Raw genomic sequence first — 18510 nt, 5'->3', positions numbered from 1 at the left:
CACAGGATTCGATGGGGTGTTTCTAGAAGCCGTGTGGGGTGGAGCGCGTCACGATCGCTTCGACATTCAAGCCCCGAGGCAAGGCACCGTACACCCGGCCGGCCGAACCCAGGCGACTGGCGATGAAGGCATCGCTGACTTCACTGTTCCCCACCTCGAGCAACAGCTTGGCTTGCAGGCCCAGGGCGATGTCTTCGGTCAATTGCCGGGCGCGGTACTGGATGTCGTCGGTGTCCTTGAACGCGGCGTGCAATTGCTGGATGTGGCCAGCCAGGCGCTTGTCGCCGTGGCCGTCGCCCAATTCGCTGAACAAGACCTCCAGCACGCCGGGCTCCTTGGACAAGGCGCGCAGCACATCCAGGCATTGCACGTTGCCGGAGCCTTCCCACGTCGAGTTGACCGGCGCTTCGCGGTACAGGCGCGGCAGGATGCTGTCTTCGACGTAGCCGGCACCGCCCATGCATTCGGCGGCTTCGTTGATCATCGCGGGCGCGCGCTTGCAGATCCAGTACTTGCCCACCGCCGTCACCAGCCGGGCGAACTTGGCCTCATGCTCGTCATTCAAGTGGTCCAGTGCCCGGCCCATGCGCAGGCTCAAGGCCAATGCGGATTCGCTTTCCAGCGCCAGGTCAGCCAGGACGTTTTGCATCAGCGGCTGTTCACTCAACAACTTGCCACCGACCTTACGGTGCGCGCAGTGATGGCTGGCCTGGGTCAGCGCCTGGCGCATCAGGGCGCTGGAGCCGACCATGCAATCGAAACGGGTCATGGCGACCATCTCGATGATCGTCGGTACGCCCCGCCCTTCTTCACCGACCATCCAGGCCAGTGCACCACGGAACTCGACTTCGCTGGAGGCGTTGGAACAGTTGCCCAACTTGTTCTTCAGCCGCTGGATGTAGAACTGATTGCGGGTGTCGTCGGGGCGATGGCGCGGCAGCAGGAAACAGGTCAGGCCCTTGTCGGTCTGGGCCAAGGTGAGGAAGGCATCGCACATCGGCGCCGAACAGAACCATTTGTGCCCAACCAGCTCATAGGCCTGGCCCGGGCCGCTGGCGCCCACTGGATAGGCCTTGGTGGTGTTGGCCCGCACATCGGTGCCACCCTGTTTTTCGGTCATCGCCATGCCCAGGGTCACGCCGGCCTTGTGAGCCATACCGACGTTGCGTGGGTCGTACTCGGTGGCCAGCACCTTGGGCAGCCAGTGCTCGGCCAGGTCCAGCTGCAAGCGCAGCGCCGGCACGCTGGCGAAGGTCATGGTCAGGGGGCAGCCGGTGCCGGCTTCGGCCTGGCTGTGCAAATAGGTCATCGACGCCCGGGCGACATGCGCGCCGGGTTGCGGATGCGCCCAGGGCAAACTGGGCAGGCCGTGCTCGACGGCGGTGCGCATCAACTGGTGATAAGCCGGATGGAACTCCACCAGGTCGATGCGATGGCCGTAACGGTCATGGCTGGAGAACACCGGTTTATTCTGGTTGGCCAGGAAGCCCGCTTCCATCAACGGCCCGCCGGCCAGCGCCCCATACGCATCGATCCGCGCCTGTGCCCAGCCCGCCCCAAAGCGCTGCGACCACTGCTGCAGCGGCAGGTCGATGCGGTACAGGTTGGCGCCATCCAGGGACGGCGGCTGGTTGGTGACGTCGTGGGTTTCAGCGAACTGGTGCAGGTTCATGACAGGGCTCCTCGATCGGCCAGGGATTCAGTTAAGCACCGCCTCCAGGCCGAACAAAGTGTCATATCCGCCTAAATGTCGGCGCTTTCACCCTGTCTCGGGCAAAGCACCCGGCGCTGGAGCATCGCCTGCAGTGCCTCGAATTTCACGGGTTTGTTCAGGTAATCGACCTGAGCGCCCGAGGGACAGCACTCACGCCCCACGTTCGGGCTGACCACCAGCACCGGCAGTTCCTCGCAGCCGGACAAGGTGTGGATCTGGCAGCAGAGCGACACGCCGTCCAGCGGCGGCAACTGGCAATCGAGCAGCACCGCATCAAAGCGCTCGCCGTGCAGCAGATCCAGCGCGGCGCGGCCACTGTCGGCGGTGCGCACCCGATAACCGAGCTTGAGCAACATGCCGCGCATGACCAACTGATCAATGTTGTTGTCATCGGCCAGTAGCACCGTGCAATCCTGCGGCAGGCGCGAGCCTTGGCGGCCACCTAAGGAAAACGGCGTCGGGACCGCCGCTGGCGAGGCCACGTCAAACTCCACATCCAACTGGAAACGGCTGCCACGACCGGGTTCGGAGGTGTGGGTCAGGCGTCCGCCCAGCAGTTCCACCAGTTGCCGGCAGATCGCCAGGCCCACGCCGAGGCCGCCGTATTCACGGGTCATCGAGCCGTCGAGTTGGAAGAAGCGCTGGTACAAGGTCGCTTCCCCCAGGTCGGTAAAACCGATTCCGGTGTCGATGACGGCAAAGGACAGCACCAGCCGATCAAGCGCCGTCGGCCTGCCGCTGACTCGCAGGGCCAGGCCGCCAACCCGGGTGAACTTGATGGCGTTGTCCAGCAGGCATTCCAGGCTCTGGGCCAGTTTGCCGCTGTCGCCGAGCAACCGGTCCGCCAGGCCTGGGGATACGTCGACCTTGAAATCCAGACCCTTGGCCGCCGCATTGGCGCCGAACTGCACCTGCAGCGCATCGACCACCCCACGCAGGCTGAACGGTGCCGGATAGACCTTGAGCTTGCCGGCCTGCAACTCGGTCAGGGTGAGGATGCCGTTGACCATGCGCATCATGTCCCGCGCCGAACCGGCGGCGGTCTGTTGATACTGGGTCAGTTCCTCGTCCATCTCGACGGTTTCCATCAGCTCAAGGGAACCGATCACGCCATTCATCGGCGTGCGCAGTTCATGGGTCAAGGTGGCGAGGAATTCATCCTTGAGCTTGTTGCCGTGGGCCAGTTGCTGGTTGAGCACTTCGAGTTTCTGTCCGGCGTCCAACAGGGTCTGGGCCTGCTGCTCGCGCATGGCATTGATGCGGTCGGCCAGGGCCAGGGACAGCAGCGCCACTTCGATGGCCGAGCCGATCTGGCTGGCGTACATGGTCAGGAAGACGTTCGGCAGGTAACCGAGCACCATCAACGTATTGACGATGCCCCCCAGCAGAAACGCCGACCAGGCAATGATGAAATAACGCGCCACCCGCAGGCCACGCCACCAGGCAAACAACCCGGCGGCGAAGATCGCCACCGTGAACAGCAGCGCCAACACCGTCGCCAGGCGCAGCGCCAGGGCATAACTGGTCATCAGCGACAGGCCGACCACCACGGCGCTGTAGGCGATCAGCGCCAGCAGCAAGCGGTCCAGCCAATGGCTGTGCTGGGCGGTTTGCAGGAAGCTGCGGGCGAACTGGCTGCCAAACAGGCCCGCACAGCCGATGAAGAACGGCGTCGCGGCATTGGCCCACCAGGGGTTATCCGGCCAGAAGTACTCCACGGCGGCACCGTTGACCGACAACTGGTACAGGCCGAACGAGGCAATGTAGAAGATGTAATAGAGGTAGCTGGTATCGCGCACGCTCAGGTAGATGAACAGGTTGTAGACCAGCATCCCCAGCAGCACGCCATAGATGATCCCCAGTACATACAAACGCACGGGCTGTTGTTCGAGGTAAGCGGTGCTCGACCACAGCGTCAGCGGCGCCTGGATCGAACCCTGGCTTTGCAGGCGCAGGTAGAGGGTCTGCTGTTGTTCGGGCTTGAAAGCCAGGCTGAACAGGTAGTTGTTCTGGCGGATCTCGCGGCTGGCGAACGGCAACGCATCACCGGTCTGGCGAACCAGGCGATAGCCCCCCGCCGCATCGGGCAAATACAAGTCGAGGTGGTCCAGCGGCGGGTACGCCAGCTCCAGCAGCCAGGTGCGCTGGGCGTCCGGATTGGCAGGACGGTAGTGCAGGTCGATTTTCAACCAGAAGGCTGATCGCGAGTAACCGGCGTTCAGGGTGGCTTTGTCATGGGGCTTGAAAGCACCAGCGGCAGCCTGGGCCAGGACATCGTCAATGGAGGCCGTGCCGCCCGCATCTTCGAACACCTGCAGGGCATGACCCAAGGGCAGGTTTTGGGTGAATTCATCGAATTCGAGAGCACTTGCCAAAGGAGACAAGCACAGCAACAACATCAGCAAATAGCGCATTTAAGCCCCAGCGCGGCCTGTCCGGTTGAGTCAGGAAGCCCCCCATTCCCTGAGTAGACGTAAAACCGGCATTACCTGTTATGAGTTGGATCCATCTCTAGCATAGCCGCTGATGGCCAATTTGCACCATTGAAATCTTTCCTACAGAAGGCTCTAGAACGGGCGTTTCAGAGCAAAGCCTTGAGATAGAGCTGTTGCCTTGGTCAGGTCGGCAACTGGCGGATCAATGTGGCGAGGGAGCTTGCTCCCGCTGGACCGGGCTGGCGCTCCAGTGCGCAGCGCTCCCAAAAACCGGGGCCGCTTCGCCCGAAGCGTCGGACCGGCCCAGCGGGAGCAAGCTCCCTCGCCACATAAAGCAACCGCCAATGTTGCTCATACACCAGAAACCCGCTGAACCCGAGCACCGATAAAAGAGGTTTGGTGGTAAGCTCGCGCACCATGAATATCTACAGTTCTCGCCCCGTTGTCCTCTGTCTCTCCGGCCACGACCCCAGTGGTGGCGCCGGTTTGCAGGCAGATATCGAAGCCCTGCTTGCCCAGGGTTGTCATGCCGCCCCTGCCGTTACCGCATTGACCGTGCAAGACACCGTCAACGTCAGCGATTTCCGCGTGCTCGACCGCGAGTGGGTACTGGCACAAGCCAATGCCGTGCTCAACGATGCCCAGGTGGCAGCGGTCAAGCTGGGGATGCTTGGCTCACTGGAAATGGTCGACACGGTGGTCGAACTGCTCCAGGCGCACCCGCACCTGCCCATGGTCTGCGACCCGGTGCTGCGCGCCGGCGGTGGCGGGCGCCTGGGCAAGGATGAGGTCGGCTACGCCATGCGCGAACGCCTGCTGCCCCTGGCAATCATTGCCACCCCCAACCTGCCTGAAGCACGCATCCTCGCCGAACTGCCCGAGGGCAGCGCCGACGAGTGCGCGGAAAAACTGCTGCCCTTCGTCAAACACCTGTTGATCACCGGTGGTCACGGCGACGAACATGAAGTCCATAATCGCCTGTACAGCCGCGACGGCGGGCGCGAAACCTTTACCTGCCAGCGTCTGCCCGGCAGTTACCACGGTTCCGGCTGCACCCTGGCCAGCGCCCTGGCCGGTCGGCTGGCCCAGGGCGAACAGCTCGCCAGCGCCGTCAAGACGGCGCTGGATTACACCTGGCGCACCTTGCGCGATGCCGAACAACTGGGCAAAGGCCAGTTCGTACCGCGTCGCCTGCCGCTGGATTTCTGCTCGTAGCACCGGAGGCCTGTGGAATGAAATTACGTGGCCTTTACGCCATCACCGATAGCCAATTGCTGGCCGGCAAGTTCCTCGCTTATGTCGAAGCGGCGCTGGAAGGTGGCGTCACCCTGCTGCAATACCGCGACAAAAGCAGCGACGAGGCCCGCCGCCTGCGGGAAGCCGAAGCACTGCGCAACCTGTGCGAGCGCTACAAGACCCAGTTGATCATCAACGACGACGCCGAGTTGGCCGCACGCCTGGGCGTCGGTGTGCACCTGGGCCAGACCGATGGCCCGTTGGCGCCAGTGCGGGCACTGCTCGGGCACAAGGCGATCGTCGGTGCCACCTGCCACGCCAGCCTGGCACTGGCCGAACAGGCCGCCAGCGAAGGTGCCACTTATGTCGCGTTCGGGCGTTTCTTCAACTCCAACACCAAGCCCGGCGCCCCCAGCGCAAACCTTGAACTGCTCGAACAGGCGCACCTCAAACTGCATATCCCGGTGTGCGCCATCGGCGGCATCACCCTGGACAACGCCGCCCCGCTGGTGGCCCACGGGGTCGACCTGCTGGCGGTGGTCCACGGCCTGTTCGGCGCCGACAGCACCAATGAAGTGACACGCCGCGCCCGCGCCTTCAATGAGCTGCTGCAGATCAAATAGTCTATTTTCCGTTTTCGAGAGCCCAACCATGTCCCGTTCCGAAACCCTGTTTGCCGATGCCCAGAAACACATCCCCGGCGGCGTGAACTCGCCTGTTCGTGCGTTCAAGAGCGTCGGCGGCACCCCGCTGTTCTTCAAGCACGCCGAAGGCGCGTACGTCACCGACGAAGACGACAAGCGCTATGTGGATTACGTCGGCTCCTGGGGCCCGATGATCCTGGGCCACAGCCATCCGGACGTGCTGGATGCGGTGCGCAAGCAACTGGTACACGGCCTGTCCTACGGCGCCCCGACCGCGATGGAAACCGAGATGGCCGACCTGGTCTGCTCGATCGTGCCGTCGATGGAAATGGTGCGCATGGTCAGCTCCGGCACCGAAGCGACCATGAGCGCGATCCGCCTGGCGCGGGGTTTTACCGGCCGCGACAGCATCATCAAGTTCGAAGGCTGCTACCACGGCCATTCCGACAGCCTGCTGGTCAAGGCCGGTTCTGGCGCACTGACCCAGGGCGTGCCGAGCTCGGCCGGCGTACCGGCAGCGTTCGCCAAACACACCCTGACCTTGCCGTTCAACGACCTCGAAGCCGTCGAGAAGATGCTCGGCGAAGTCGGCCAGGAAGTGGCGTGCATCATCGTCGAGCCAGTGGCCGGCAACATGAACTGCGTACCACCGGCACCGGGTTTCCTCGAAGGCCTGCGCAGCCTGTGCGACCAGCATGGCGTGGTGTTGATTTTCGATGAAGTGATGACCGGTTTCCGCGTCGCCCTCGGCGGCGCCCAGGCCCATTACGGCGTCACGCCGGACCTGAGCACCTTCGGCAAGATCATCGGCGGCGGCATGCCGGTGGGCTGCTTCGGCGGCAAGCGCAAGATCATGGAATGCATCGCGCCGCTGGGCCCGGTCTACCAGGCCGGCACCCTGTCGGGCAACCCACTGGCCATGGCCGCCGGCCTGACCACGCTGCGCCTGATCAGCCGCCCGGGCTTTCACGCCGAACTGACCGACTACACCACCCGCCTGCTCGACGGCTTGCAGGTTCGCGCTGACGCGGCAGGCATTCCGTTCGTAACTACCCAGGCCGGCGGCATGTTCGGCCTGTATTTCAGTGGCGCCGATGACATCGTCACCTTCGAAGACGTGATGGCCAGCGACACCGACCGCTTCAAGCGCTTCTTCCACCTGATGCTCGATGGCGGCGTGTACCTGGCCCCGAGCGCATTCGAGGCAGGCTTCACTTCCATCGCCCATGGCGAGACCGAGCTGAAGATCACCCTCGATGCGGCCGAACGGGCCTTTGCTGCGCTGAAATAAGCCTGTGGATAACTGACGCCGGCTGAAGCTGGCGTCAGTGATTGCCGACAACCTCCCGCCTTTTTCCTACGTATTTATGCCCCAAGCAGCTATTAGCATTCCCTCGCAGCAGAAAAACGAGTAAAGACTTTGTAAGGATGGCCCTGCTTATTTCATAATGCGCGCTTATTGGATCCCCCGGAGGGTCCGCGCGCCCCTCAGAGGTAAGTCGATTCCCATGAACCGCACCGGCCGCACCCTTGCCTTGGGCTGCCTGTTGCTCCTTCAGCCCCTGCTCGCGAATGCACAGGCAGGCGGTAACTCGTTGTTGATCCCGGCGCTGGGCCGTTGCACGCTCAATACCCAGCCACAAGATCTCGCACCGGCACTCGACGCCTGTCAAAAAGCGGCGGACGCAGGTGATGCACAAGCGCAATACGAGTTGGGCGAGTTCTACTACGAAGGCAAGGCTGCACCGCGCGACCTCAAAAAAGCCCTCGACTACTTCGAAAAAGCCTCACTGCAAGGCCATGCCCAGGCGCAATTCAAGCTCGGCGGCATGTTCTTCCATGGCGAAGGCGTGCCAGCCAACAACGTCCAGGCCTATATCGTTCTGAAGATGGCCGCGGTCAACGGCGCCGAAGAAGCCCTGGACACCGCCGACGAAGTCGCCGAGCAAATGCCCCGCGACGAATTGGAAGTGGCAACCCAGGTGCTGGGGCAGATCTTTCGCAAATACCTGATGGAATTGCAGAACGCCGATGGGCGTACGCCGTTTTCGCCATTACCCTGAACCATAGCCTCGCACCTGTAGGAGCTGCCGAGTGCAACGAGGCTGCGATCTTTTCCCAGACACTTGAGTCTCAAGCGAAAGTCAAGATCAAGATCAAGATCAAGATCAAAAGATCGCAGGCTTCGCCAGCTCCTACAGGGCCCGGCGCAGCAACAACAATATTTTCTACTTCTCAGGCATCGGCATCGGAAACGGCATCACATTGCCGACCGCACCGCGGGCTTCGCTGATTTTCGGGGTGCCCAGGCGTTCGACTTCGTCGATGCGCACGATCGAATGCATCGGCACGAAGCTGCGCACCACGCCTTCGAACTGCGCCTTGAGCTTTTCCTCGCTCGGATCGACGACCACTTGCGTGCGCTCGCCAAAGACGAATTCTTCCACTTCCAGGAAACCCCACAGATCACTTTGATAGATCTGCTTGGCGTACATTTCGAACACCTGGCCCTGGTTGAGGAAAATCACCTTGTAGATTGGAGCTTCACGTTTGGTCATGGCTGGCGAAACACGTCGGCGGGTAAAAATGAGGGCGCGAACTATAGCATAGCCACTGCTCGCACAGCGGTGGGAACCCAGGGACTTGTTCTCTATAATGCGCGGTTCTTTGAATCACGTGATGATCCCGTCCATGGCCAAGAAGCTTTACATCGAAACCCACGGTTGCCAGATGAACGAGTACGACAGCTCGCGCATGGTCGATCTGCTGGGTGAACACCAGGCCCTGGAAGTCACCGCCCGCGCTGAAGACGCGGACGTGATCCTGCTCAACACCTGCTCGATTCGCGAACGCGCCCAGGACCGGGTGTATTCCCAGCTCGGCCGCTGGCGCGAACTGAAGTTGGCCAACCCGGAAATGGTCATCGCCGTAGGCGGTTGCGTGGCCAGCCAGGAAGGCGCGGCCATTCGTGATCGCGCACCCTACGTGGACGTGGTCTTTGGCCCGCAGACCTTGCACCGCCTGCCGGAGATGATCGATGCCGCGCGCAGCACCAAGCTGCCGCAAGTGGACGTCTCGTTCCCGGAAATCGAAAAATTCGACCACCTGCCCGAACCGCGTATCGACGGCCCGAGTGCCTATGTGTCGGTGATGGAAGGTTGCAGCAAGTACTGCACGTTCTGCGTGGTGCCCTACACCCGCGGCGAAGAAGTCAGCCGACCATTCGACGACGTGATCGCCGAAATCATCCACCTGGCGGAACACGGCGTGCGCGAAGTGACCCTGCTGGGGCAGAACGTCAACGGCTATCGCGGCCTGACCCATGACGGGCGCCTGGCGGATCTCGCCGAACTGATCCGCGTCGTGGCGGCAGTCGATGGCATCGACCGCATCCGCTACACCACGTCTCACCCGCTGGAGTTCTCCGACAGCCTGATCCAGGCCCACGCCGAAGTCCCCGAACTGGTCAAGCACCTGCACCTGCCGGTGCAATCGGGCTCCGACCGGATCCTTGCGGCCATGAAACGCAATCACACGGCGCTGGAGTACAAATCCAAGCTGCGCAAGTTGCGCGCGGCAGTGCCGGGGATCTGCATCAGCTCGGACTTTATCGTCGGCTTCCCTGGCGAAACCGAGAAAGACTTCCAGCAGACCATGAAGCTGATCGAAGACGTGGGCTTCGACTTCTCCTATTCCTTCGTCTACAGCCAGCGCCCTGGCACTCCGGCGGCCGACCTGGCGGACGACACCCCCGAAGAACTGAAAAAGGAACGGCTCAACGCCTTGCAACATCGCCTCAACCAGCAAGGTTTCGAGATCAGCCGACAAATGGTCGGCTCCGTCCAGCGGATTCTGGTGACCGATTACTCGAAAAAGGACCCGGGCGAGTTGCAGGGCCGGACCGAAAACAACCGCATCGTCAACTTCCGCTGCGACACCCCGGCCCTGATCGGCCAGTTCGCCGACGTGCACATCGACGCCGCGCAACCGCACTCCCTGCGCGGTTCGTTGATCCAGTAACCGGCTCAAAAACACTATTGCCTGTGGAAGCAAGACCTGTGGGAGCAAGGCTTGCCCGCGATAGAAGCACCGCAATTTCACTGAAGACCGCGGCGCCTTGATCGCGGGCAAGCCTTGCTCCCACATGGGTTGTGCCAAGCCCTGTGATCAGATTCGCCTGTTTAAGAGCTTTCGCACCCAGCCTACTGGCGTTATCCTTGATTTCACCTTAATTGCCCCCGGGCGGCTAAAAACGACCTTGAACGCACCCATCGAACCACATCGCTTTATTCTCGAGCCCTTTGAGGCTCGCCGCTTCGCCAATCTGTGCGGGCAATTCGACGAGCACCTGCGCTTGATCGAACAGCGCCTGGCCATCGAGATCCGCAACCGCGGAAACCAGTTCGAACTGATCGGCGAACCCAAGCACACCACCTCCGCGGAAAACCTGCTGCGCCGTCTCTACCGGGAAACCAAGGGGAGCGAGCTGTCGCCAGATACGGTCCACCTGTTCCTGCAGGAGTCGGCTGTCGAAGAACTCAACAACCACGCCCCGTCGGAACCTGCCGTGGCCCTGCGCACGAAAAAAGGCATGATTCGCCCGCGCGGCTTGAATCAGCAGCGCTACGTGAAGGAAATCCTGGGCAACGACATCAACTTCGGCATCGGCCCGGCCGGTACCGGCAAGACCTACCTGGCCGTGGCCTGCGCCGTCGATGCACTGGAACGCGAACAGGTGCGGCGCATCCTGCTGGTGCGCCCGGCGGTCGAAGCGGGTGAAAAACTCGGCTTCCTGCCCGGCGACCTGGCCCAGAAGATCGACCCGTATCTGCGCCCGCTCTATGACGCGCTGTATGAAATGCTCGGCTTCGAATACGTCGCCAAGCTGATCGAGCGCCAGGTCATCGAGGTCGCGCCGCTGGCCTACATGCGCGGTCGTACCCTGAACAACAGCTTCATCATCCTCGACGAAAGCCAGAACACCACGGTCGAGCAGATGAAAATGTTCCTGACCCGGATCGGCTTCGGCTCCACCGCCGTCATTACCGGGGACATCACCCAGGTCGACCTGCCCAAGGGCACCAAGTCCGGGCTGAACCATGTGATCCAGGTCCTCAAGGACGTGCCGGGCATCAGCTTCACGCACTTCATGCCCAAGGACGTCGTGCGCCATCCGTTGGTGCAACGCATTGTCGAAGCCTACGAGCGCTTCGAGAATCGCGCCGATGAAGACTCGGCCGAAAGCAAAGGCAATCGTCACAATGCTTGAACTCGACCTGCAAGTGGCCTGCGAACACGCCGCCCCCAGCGAAGCCCAGTTCCGCCAATGGTGCGAACTGGCCCTGCGCCAGCGCAGTGCCGACTCGGAGCTGACGATCCGCCTGGTGGACGAACCCGAAGGCCGTGAACTGAACCACACCTGGCGGCAGAAAGACTACGCCACCAACGTGCTGTCGTTCCCCGCCGACGTACCCGACGAACTGCTCGACATCCCACTGCTGGGCGACCTGGTGATCTGCGTCCCGGTGGTGGAGCGTGAAGCGGCGGAACAAGACAAGACCCCTGAGGCCCATTGGGCCCATCTGGTGATTCACGGCTGCTTGCATCTACTGGGTTACGACCATATAGAAGATGACGAAGCCGAAGAAATGGAAGCACTGGAACGAACGTTGCTTGCAGAGCTGGGTCATCCCGACCCCTACGCCGGCGACGAACACTGATACATCAACCTGTAACGACAAAGGATTCAGAGTAATCGCTATGAGCGAAGATCGATCGAGCAACGGGCAGAAGTCATGGCTGGGCAAGCTCACCCAGGCTTTTGCCCATGAGCCGAAAAACCGCCAGGAGCTGCTGGAGCTGCTGCGCGACGCACACCAGAACAAACTGCTGGACAGCGAAGCGCTGGCCATCGTCGAAGGCGCCATCCAGGTCGCTGACCTGCAAGTCCGGGACATCATGGTCCCGCGCTCGCAGATGGTCAGCATCAAGGCGACCCAGACCCCTCGCGAATTTTTGCCCGCCGTGGTCGACTCCGCTCACTCGCGCTATCCGGTCGTCGGCGAGAGCCATGACGACGTCATGGGCGTGCTGCTGGCCAAGGACCTGCTGCCGCTGATCCTTCAGGAAAACGGCGACAGCTTCAACATCAAGGACCTGTTGCGCCCGGCCACCTTCGTGCCCGAGTCCAAGCGCCTGAACGTGCTGCTGCGTGAATTTCGCGCCAACCACAACCACATGGCCATCGTCATCGACGAATACGGCGGCGTGGCCGGCCTGGTCACCATCGAAGACGTGCTCGAGCAGATCGTCGGCGACATCGAGGACGAGCACGACGTCGAGGAAGACAGCTACATCAAGCCCCTGCCCAGCGGCGACTTCCTGATCAAGGCCCTGACGCCGATCGAGAACTTCAACGAGTTCTTCGACAGCCAATTCTCCGACGATGAGTTCGACACCGTCGGCGGCCTGGTGATGAGTGCTTTCGGGCATCTGCCCAAGCGCAACGAAACCACGGAAATCGGCTCCTGGCGCTTCCGCATCCTGAATGCCGACAGCCGTCGGATTCACTTGCTGCGCCTGTCGCCCATTAGCCGATAACCCCTGCGAGACCCGCTAAGGACAAAAATGCGCTGGATAACCCGCCCCGGCTGGCCCGGTAACCTGCTGGCCATGGCGGCCGGTGCGATCACCACCTTGGCCCTGGCGCCGTTCGACCTCTGGCCGCTGGCATTGCTGGCGGTCGGCTTGTTCTACGCCGGGCTACGCGAACTCTCGCCACGCCAGGCCCTGGGCCGAGGCTGGTGTTTCGGTTTTGGCCTGTTTGGTGCCGGCACTAGTTGGATCTACGTCAGTATCCACAACTTCGGCGGCGCCTCGGTGCTGCTCGCCGGGTTGTTGATGCTGCTGTTCATCGCCGCCATCGCCTGGTTCTTCGCCCTGCCCGCCTGGCTGTGGGCACGCTGGTTGCGCCGCAACGAGGCGCCGCTGGCCGATGCCCTGGCGTTCGCCGCGCTGTGGTTGGGCCAGGAAGCTTTCCGCGGCTGGTTCCTCACCGGGTTCCCCTGGCTGTATTCCGGTTACAGCCAGCTCAACGGCCCGCTGGCCGGCCTCGCGCCGCTGGGCGGGATGTGGCTGATTTCCTTCACCCTGGCCTTGACCGCCGCGCTGCTGTACAACGCGCCGCGGTTGATCCGCACCGGGCGCAAGGGCTTTATCGCCGCGGGCGTGGTGCTGCTGATCGGCCCATGGGTGGCCGGCCTGGCCCTCAAGGGCCATGCCTGGACCAACCCCTCGGGCGACCCGCTGAGCGTCGCGGCGATCCAGGGCAACATCGAACAAAGCATGAAGTGGGACCCCGAGCAGCTCAACGCGCAGTTGGCGCTGTACCGCGACATGAGCTTTGCGTCCAAGCGCGTCGACCTGTTGATCTGGCCGGAGACCGCAGTACCGGTGCTCAAGGAATCTGCCCAGGGTTACCTGGACATGATGGGCAGCTTCGCCGCCGAGCGGCATTCGGCGTTGATTACCGGCGTACCGATTCGCCAATTGGTGCGTCACGAGAAGCGTTACTACAACGGCATCACCGTGACCGGCGAAGGTGACGGTACTTACTTGAAGCAAAAACTCGTGCCGTTCGGCGAGTACGTACCGCTACAGGACATCCTGCGCGGCCTGATCGCCTTCTTCGACCTGCCCATGTCGGACTTCGCCCGGGGCCCGGCCGACCAGCCACTGCTGCAAGCCAAGGGTTACCAGATCGCGCCGTTCATCTGCTATGAAGTGGTCTACCCGGAATTTGCCGCCAGCCTGTCAGCGCGCAGCGACCTGCTGCTGACCATCAGCAACGACACCTGGTTCGGCACTTCGATCGGCCCGCTGCAACACCTGCAGATGGCCCAGATGCGTGCCCTGGAAGCCGGCCGCTGGATGATCCGTGCCACCAACAACGGCGTGACCGGGCTGATCAACCCCTTCGGCCAGATCACCGCACAGATCCCGCAATTCGAGCGCGGCATCCTCTACGGCGAAGTGGTGCCGATGCATGACCTGACGCCTTACCTGCAATGGCGCTCGTGGCCGCTGATCATCTTGTGCGTGTTGTTGCTGGGCTGGGCGTTGATGACGGGACGGATGGCCAGGACGGTTTAAGGTTTTCGATAATCCTCGCTCCTGCTGGACTCTGTAGGAGCTGCCGAAGGCTGCGATCTTTTGATCTTGATCTTTCACTCCCGACTCAATTGTCTGGGACAAGATCGCAGCCTCGCTCCGCTCGACAGCTCCTACAGGTGCGTTCCAGCGGGATAATTTCACTTGCCGTTACAGTGCTCAACGGTAGAACAACGCATACCCCACCAGCCCCGCCGCCTCATTCATCAACTGCCCGGATTGCCAGATCGACTTGAACTCCGGCATCCAGCCGCCCAACGGCCGGGCGTTGTCCTGCCCCAGGAAACCCACCGGCGCCGGTACCACTTCAAACCCCGCGCGCTCGAAACTCCAGACCGACCGCGGCATGTGCCAGGCCTGGGTGATCACCACGACCCGCTTGATGCCTTCCGGCAACAGGATCCCGGCGCTCATCTGGGCGTTTTCCCAGGTGGTGCGGCTACGCCCCTCCTGCCAGCGCACGTTGACGCCGAAATCATCCAGCATCGAGTCGGCCATCAACTTGGCCTCGCTGGGTGGGGTGCCGTAGTGCAAGCCACCGGTGGTCAGTACGGGCAAGCCCGACGCCTTGGCCAGCCGCGCCGCATAACGCTGGCGCTCAAGGCCAACACCGGTGGGTTGGTCGGCGCCCCAGGCCAGGTCGCCGCGCTCGCGACCGGAACCCAGCACCACGATGGCGTCGGCACGCTGGGCCAGGGTCGCCCATTCACTGCGCAGCAGCGGCGGCTCACGCTCCAATGCCTTGGCAGTCCACTGCACCACCACCGGCAGGCTCATCAACCAGAACCCGCCCAGGCCCACGGCGAAACACAGCCGGGCCAGGCGCGGCCGAGATTGGCGCCACCACCAGGCCAGCGCCAACAGCAGCAAAAGAATGCCGGGCGGCAATAAAAGTTGTTTGATGAAATAGCGAAACGGCATCGGGCATCTCCATAGATGCCCGAAGCCTAAGTGGGTTGACGCAAAGCGACAACAGATTCGAAAAAGCCTTGAACCAAAAAAGCGACACGCGTGAATCCGGCTTTACTTGAACTGCAGCGACCGGATCTTTACAGCATCCTTATCAGGCGTCCGGTCCTTGAGCCACACAACCTTGGCCGAACGGGGCGTATCGAGACGCTTGAGTACCTGGGCCCCACTGGTGGAGGTTTGATGTCCGACCTGTTCGAGGTAAGCCTCGACCAGTTCGAACTCCGCGGGGCTCAAGCCTCGCAGTTCCAGCTCTACCGGGCGTTCATCACGCAAGCGACCGGCGGTTCTTGCAGCGTCCAGGGCCACCCCGAGACGATCGATCAGTTTTTCGTACAACTCAGGTGTAGCGACTTTTCGTTGTGATTCAACCATCCCTCACCTCATTGAAGATAAGACTCACTCCCCATTGAGAAGCTTAGCTTCGCTGGGCAAACCGGCAGGGCGCCGCGACCAACGGCCCTGAACACGGGTCATCGCCGATGATCGGCAATGGCTCGGCGGTGGTTCGGCAGCAATCAGGGTTTCCCTCGGCAGAGCGCGGTCATGTATGCTACGGCGCTTCCTGTAACTCCACTTCCAGCTTGGCTGGGCATCGAAAACGCCGCATTCGGCGTCGTCTGCGTCCAGCATGGCAACGAAGAGGATTGGGCCACCCCATTCAGTACAAAAGTAGCCATGCACGAACACTACCAGCCCCGTGAGATCGAAGCCGCCGCCCAGTCGTTCTGGGACGAGCAAAAGTCCTTTGAAGTCAGCGAACAGCCAGGCAAGGAGACTTTCTACTGCCTGTCGATGTTCCCTTACCCCAGCGGCAAGCTACACATGGGGCACGTGCGCAACTACACCATCGGCGACGTGATCTCCCGCTACCAGCGCATGCAAGGCAAGAACGTCCTGCAACCCATGGGTTGGGACGCCTTCGGCATGCCGGCGGAAAACGCCGCGATGAAGAACAACGTGGCCCCCGCCAAGTGGACCTACGAAAACATCGCCTACATGAAGACCCAGCTGCGCAGCCTGGGCCTGGCGGTGGATTGGTCCCGCGAGGTCACCACCTGCAAGCCCGACTACTACCGCTGGGAACAATGGCTGTTCACCCGCCTGTTCGAAAAAGGCGTGATCTACCGCAAGAACGGCACCGTGAACTGGGACCCGGTGGACCAGACCGTACTGGCCAACGAGCAAGTGATCGACGGTCGCGGCTGGCGCTCGGGCGCGCTGATCGAAAAGCGCGAAATCCCGATGTACTACTTCAAGATCACCGCCTACGCGGATGAGCTCCTGGAGAGCCTCGACGAACTGACCGGCTGGCCCGAGCAGGTCAAGACCATGCAGCGCAACTGGATCGGCAAGTCCCGGGGCATGGAAGTGCAGTTCCCCTACGACGTCGCCTCCATTGGCGAAGCCGGCACCCTGAAAGTCTTCACCACCCGCCCGGACACCCTGATGGGCGCCACGTATGTGGCCGTGGCCGCCGAGCATCCGCTGGCCACCCTGGCGGCACAGAACAACCCTGAGCTGCAGGCGTTCATCGCCGAATGCAAGGGCGGCAGCGTCGCCGAAGCCGACGTCGCCACCCAGGAGAAGAAAGGCCTGCCAACCTCGCTGTTCGTCGAGCACCCGCTCACCGGCGAGAAACTGCCGGTGTGGGTCGCCAACTACGTGCTGATGCACTACGGCGACGGCGCTGTCATGGCAGTGCCGGCCCACGACGAGCGCGATTTCGAATTCGCCCACAAGTACAACCTGCCGGTCAAAGCCGTGGTGCGCACCAGCGCCGGCGACCAGACCCCGGAACCTTGGCAGGACGCCTATGGCGAACATGGCGAGCTGATCAACTCCGGTGAGTTCAACGGCCTGGATTTCCCTGGCGCGTTCGATGCCATCGAAGTCGCCCTGATCAAGAAGAACCTCGGTGCCTCGCGCACCCAGTTCCGCCTGCGGGACTGGGGCATCAGCCGCCAACGCTACTGGGGCTGCCCGATCCCGATCGTGCATTGCGACACCTGCGGTGACGTACCGGTGCCGGAAGATCAACTGCCCGTGGTCCTGCCGGAAGACGTCGTACCCGACGGCGCCGGTTCGCCCCTGGCGCGCATGCCCGAGTTCTATGAGTGCAGCTGCCCGAAATGCGGCGCACCGGCCAAGCGTGAAACCGACACCATGGACACCTTCGTCGAGTCGTCCTGGTACTACGCGCGCTACGCCTCGCCGCACTATCAAGGCGGCCTGGTGGAAAAATCCGCGGCTGACCACTGGTTGCCAGTGGACCAGTACATCGGCGGCATCGAACACGCCATTCTCCACCTGCTCTACGCACGCTTCTTCCACAAGCTGATGCGTGACGAAGGCCTGGTGAGCTCCAACGAGCCATTCAAGAACCTGCTGACCCAAGGCATGGTGATCGCCGAGACTTACTATCGTCGCGAAGCCAACGGTGCCTACACCTGGTTCAACCCGAGCGACGTCGAGCTCGAACGCGACAGCAAGGCCAAGGTCATCAGCGCCAAGCTGATCGCCGACGGCCTGCCGGTGGAAATCGGCGGCACCGAGAAAATGGCCAAGTCGAAGAACAACGGCGTCGACCCACAGTCGATGATCGACCAGTTCGGCGCAGACACCTGCCGCCTGTTCATGATGTTCGCCTCGCCACCTGACATGAGCGCAGAGTGGTCCGATTCGGGCGTCGAGGGTTCGCACCGTTTCCTCAAGCGCGTCTGGCGCCTGGCGCAAGCCCACGTCACCCAGGGCCTGCCGGGCAAACTGGACGTCGCCAGCCTGAACGACGAGCAGAAAGCCATTCGCCGCTCGATCCACCTGGCCATCAAGCAGGCCAGCCATGACGTCGGCCAGAACCACAAATTCAACACCGCCATCGCCCAGGTGATGACGCTGATGAACGTGCTGGAAAAAGCTGCGCAAGGCACCGAGCAGGATCGCGCTCTGGTTCACGAAGGCCTGGAAGCCGTGACGTTGCTGCTCGCGCCGATCACCCCGCACATCAGCCACGAACTGTGGAATCAACTGGGTCACGCCGATCCGGTGATTGACGCACGCTGGCCGCTGGTGGACGAAACCGCGCTGGTGCAGGACAGCCTGACCCTGGTCATCCAGGTCAACGGCAAGCTGCGCGGCCAGATCGAAATGCCGGCCGCCGCCACTCGCGAAGAAGTCGAAGCCGCTGCACGGGCGAATGAAAACGTACTGCGCTTCGTCGATGGCCTGACGATTCGCAAAGTGATCGTCGTGCCCGGCAAGCTGGTCAACATCGTCGCAAGCTAATTGGATCGGGCGCGGGCTTGAGCCTGGCGCCGAATACAACCTGCGGGGTCGCATGATC

At 62.3% G+C, this 18510-nt stretch carries 15 protein-coding genes; 10 read left to right on the top strand and 5 right to left on the bottom strand.

The window, feature by feature from the left end:
* Positions 1–22: 22 nt before the first annotated feature.
* Both AB4Z20_RS20990 and AB4Z20_RS20985 read right to left on the bottom strand, forming a co-directional pair.
* A complete protein-coding gene (locus tag AB4Z20_RS20990; RefSeq protein ID WP_442090527.1) occupies positions 23–1672 on the bottom strand; it encodes an acyl-CoA dehydrogenase family protein in 1650 nt (549 codons plus the stop codon).
* 71 nt (positions 1673–1743) lie between these two features.
* Positions 1744–4128, bottom strand: coding sequence for a hybrid sensor histidine kinase/response regulator (locus tag AB4Z20_RS20985; protein ID WP_442090526.1), 2385 nt, complete (start codon positions 4126–4128; stop codon positions 1744–1746).
* A 438-nt stretch (positions 4129–4566) separates the two neighbouring features.
* Between AB4Z20_RS20985 and AB4Z20_RS20980 the strand changes: the two genes are divergently transcribed.
* From AB4Z20_RS20980 to AB4Z20_RS20965, 4 genes are all read left to right on the top strand, one after another.
* Positions 4567–5364 carry a hydroxymethylpyrimidine/phosphomethylpyrimidine kinase gene (locus AB4Z20_RS20980; protein WP_003205858.1) on the top strand — a complete coding sequence of 266 codons (798 nt, stop codon included), beginning with the start codon at positions 4567–4569 and terminating at the stop codon, positions 5362–5364.
* Between the two features lie 17 nt (positions 5365–5381).
* Positions 5382–6008: a thiamine phosphate synthase gene (gene thiE, locus AB4Z20_RS20975; protein WP_258689456.1), complete on the top strand. Its 627-nt coding sequence runs from the start codon at positions 5382–5384 to the stop codon at positions 6006–6008.
* Between the two features lie 28 nt (positions 6009–6036).
* A complete protein-coding gene (gene hemL / locus AB4Z20_RS20970; protein WP_253469627.1) occupies positions 6037–7320 on the top strand; it encodes a glutamate-1-semialdehyde 2,1-aminomutase in 1284 nt (427 codons plus the stop codon).
* A 217-nt stretch (positions 7321–7537) separates the two neighbouring features.
* Positions 7538–8092: a tetratricopeptide repeat protein gene (locus AB4Z20_RS20965; protein ID WP_003205863.1), complete on the top strand. Its 555-nt coding sequence runs from the start codon at positions 7538–7540 to the stop codon at positions 8090–8092.
* 165 nt (positions 8093–8257) lie between these two features.
* Here the strand turns inward: AB4Z20_RS20965 and AB4Z20_RS20960 are convergent, their stop codons facing one another.
* Positions 8258–8587: a DUF1820 family protein gene (locus tag AB4Z20_RS20960; RefSeq protein ID WP_003185742.1), complete on the bottom strand. Its 330-nt coding sequence runs from the start codon at positions 8585–8587 to the stop codon at positions 8258–8260.
* A gap of 133 nt (positions 8588–8720) precedes the next feature.
* On the opposite strand from AB4Z20_RS20960, the gene miaB reads away from it, so the two are divergent.
* From miaB to lnt, 5 genes are all read left to right on the top strand, one after another.
* The gene (gene miaB / locus AB4Z20_RS20955) at positions 8721–10049 is read left to right on the top strand and encodes a tRNA (N6-isopentenyl adenosine(37)-C2)-methylthiotransferase MiaB (RefSeq protein WP_003205865.1); all 1329 of its coding nucleotides are present in this window, start codon (positions 8721–8723) and stop codon (positions 10047–10049) included.
* 238 nt (positions 10050–10287) lie between these two features.
* Positions 10288–11298: a PhoH family protein gene (locus AB4Z20_RS20950; protein WP_442090525.1), complete on the top strand. Its 1011-nt coding sequence runs from the start codon at positions 10288–10290 to the stop codon at positions 11296–11298.
* Positions 11291–11749, top strand: a complete 459-nt coding sequence (gene ybeY / locus AB4Z20_RS20945; protein WP_003205868.1) for an rRNA maturation RNase YbeY — start codon at positions 11291–11293, stop codon at positions 11747–11749. The genes AB4Z20_RS20950 and ybeY overlap by 8 nt, the downstream gene beginning before the upstream one ends.
* 40 nt (positions 11750–11789) lie before the next feature.
* Positions 11790–12629: an HlyC/CorC family transporter gene (locus AB4Z20_RS20940; protein WP_253469634.1), complete on the top strand. Its 840-nt coding sequence runs from the start codon at positions 11790–11792 to the stop codon at positions 12627–12629.
* 27 nt (positions 12630–12656) lie between these two features.
* On the top strand, positions 12657–14180 hold the full coding sequence (gene lnt / locus AB4Z20_RS20935) for an apolipoprotein N-acyltransferase (protein WP_442090524.1): 1524 nt from the start codon (positions 12657–12659) through the stop codon (positions 14178–14180).
* Between the two features lie 177 nt (positions 14181–14357).
* On the opposite strand, the gene AB4Z20_RS20930 is transcribed toward lnt, so the two are convergent.
* Entirely contained in the window at positions 14358–15119 is a 762-nt protein-coding gene (locus AB4Z20_RS20930) for a YdcF family protein (protein ID WP_442090523.1), read from the bottom strand.
* Between the two features lie 102 nt (positions 15120–15221).
* On the bottom strand, positions 15222–15542 hold the full coding sequence (locus tag AB4Z20_RS20925; protein ID WP_253469640.1) for a hypothetical protein: 321 nt from the start codon (positions 15540–15542) through the stop codon (positions 15222–15224).
* 303 nt (positions 15543–15845) lie between these two features.
* Here AB4Z20_RS20925 and leuS point away from each other — a divergent pair, with 303 nt between their 5' ends.
* Positions 15846–18452 carry a leucine--tRNA ligase gene (gene leuS, locus AB4Z20_RS20920; protein ID WP_320389495.1) on the top strand — a complete coding sequence of 869 codons (2607 nt, stop codon included), beginning with the start codon at positions 15846–15848 and terminating at the stop codon, positions 18450–18452.
* Positions 18453–18510 lie beyond the last annotated feature (58 nt).

The sequence above is a fragment of the Pseudomonas sp. KB_12 genome, assembly GCF_052114545.1.
Classification (GTDB): Bacteria; Pseudomonadota; Gammaproteobacteria; order Pseudomonadales; family Pseudomonadaceae; genus Aquipseudomonas; species Aquipseudomonas brassicacearum.
Note: the sequence above shows the minus strand (reverse complement) of the source record. Positions and strands in the feature narration are given on the sequence as shown.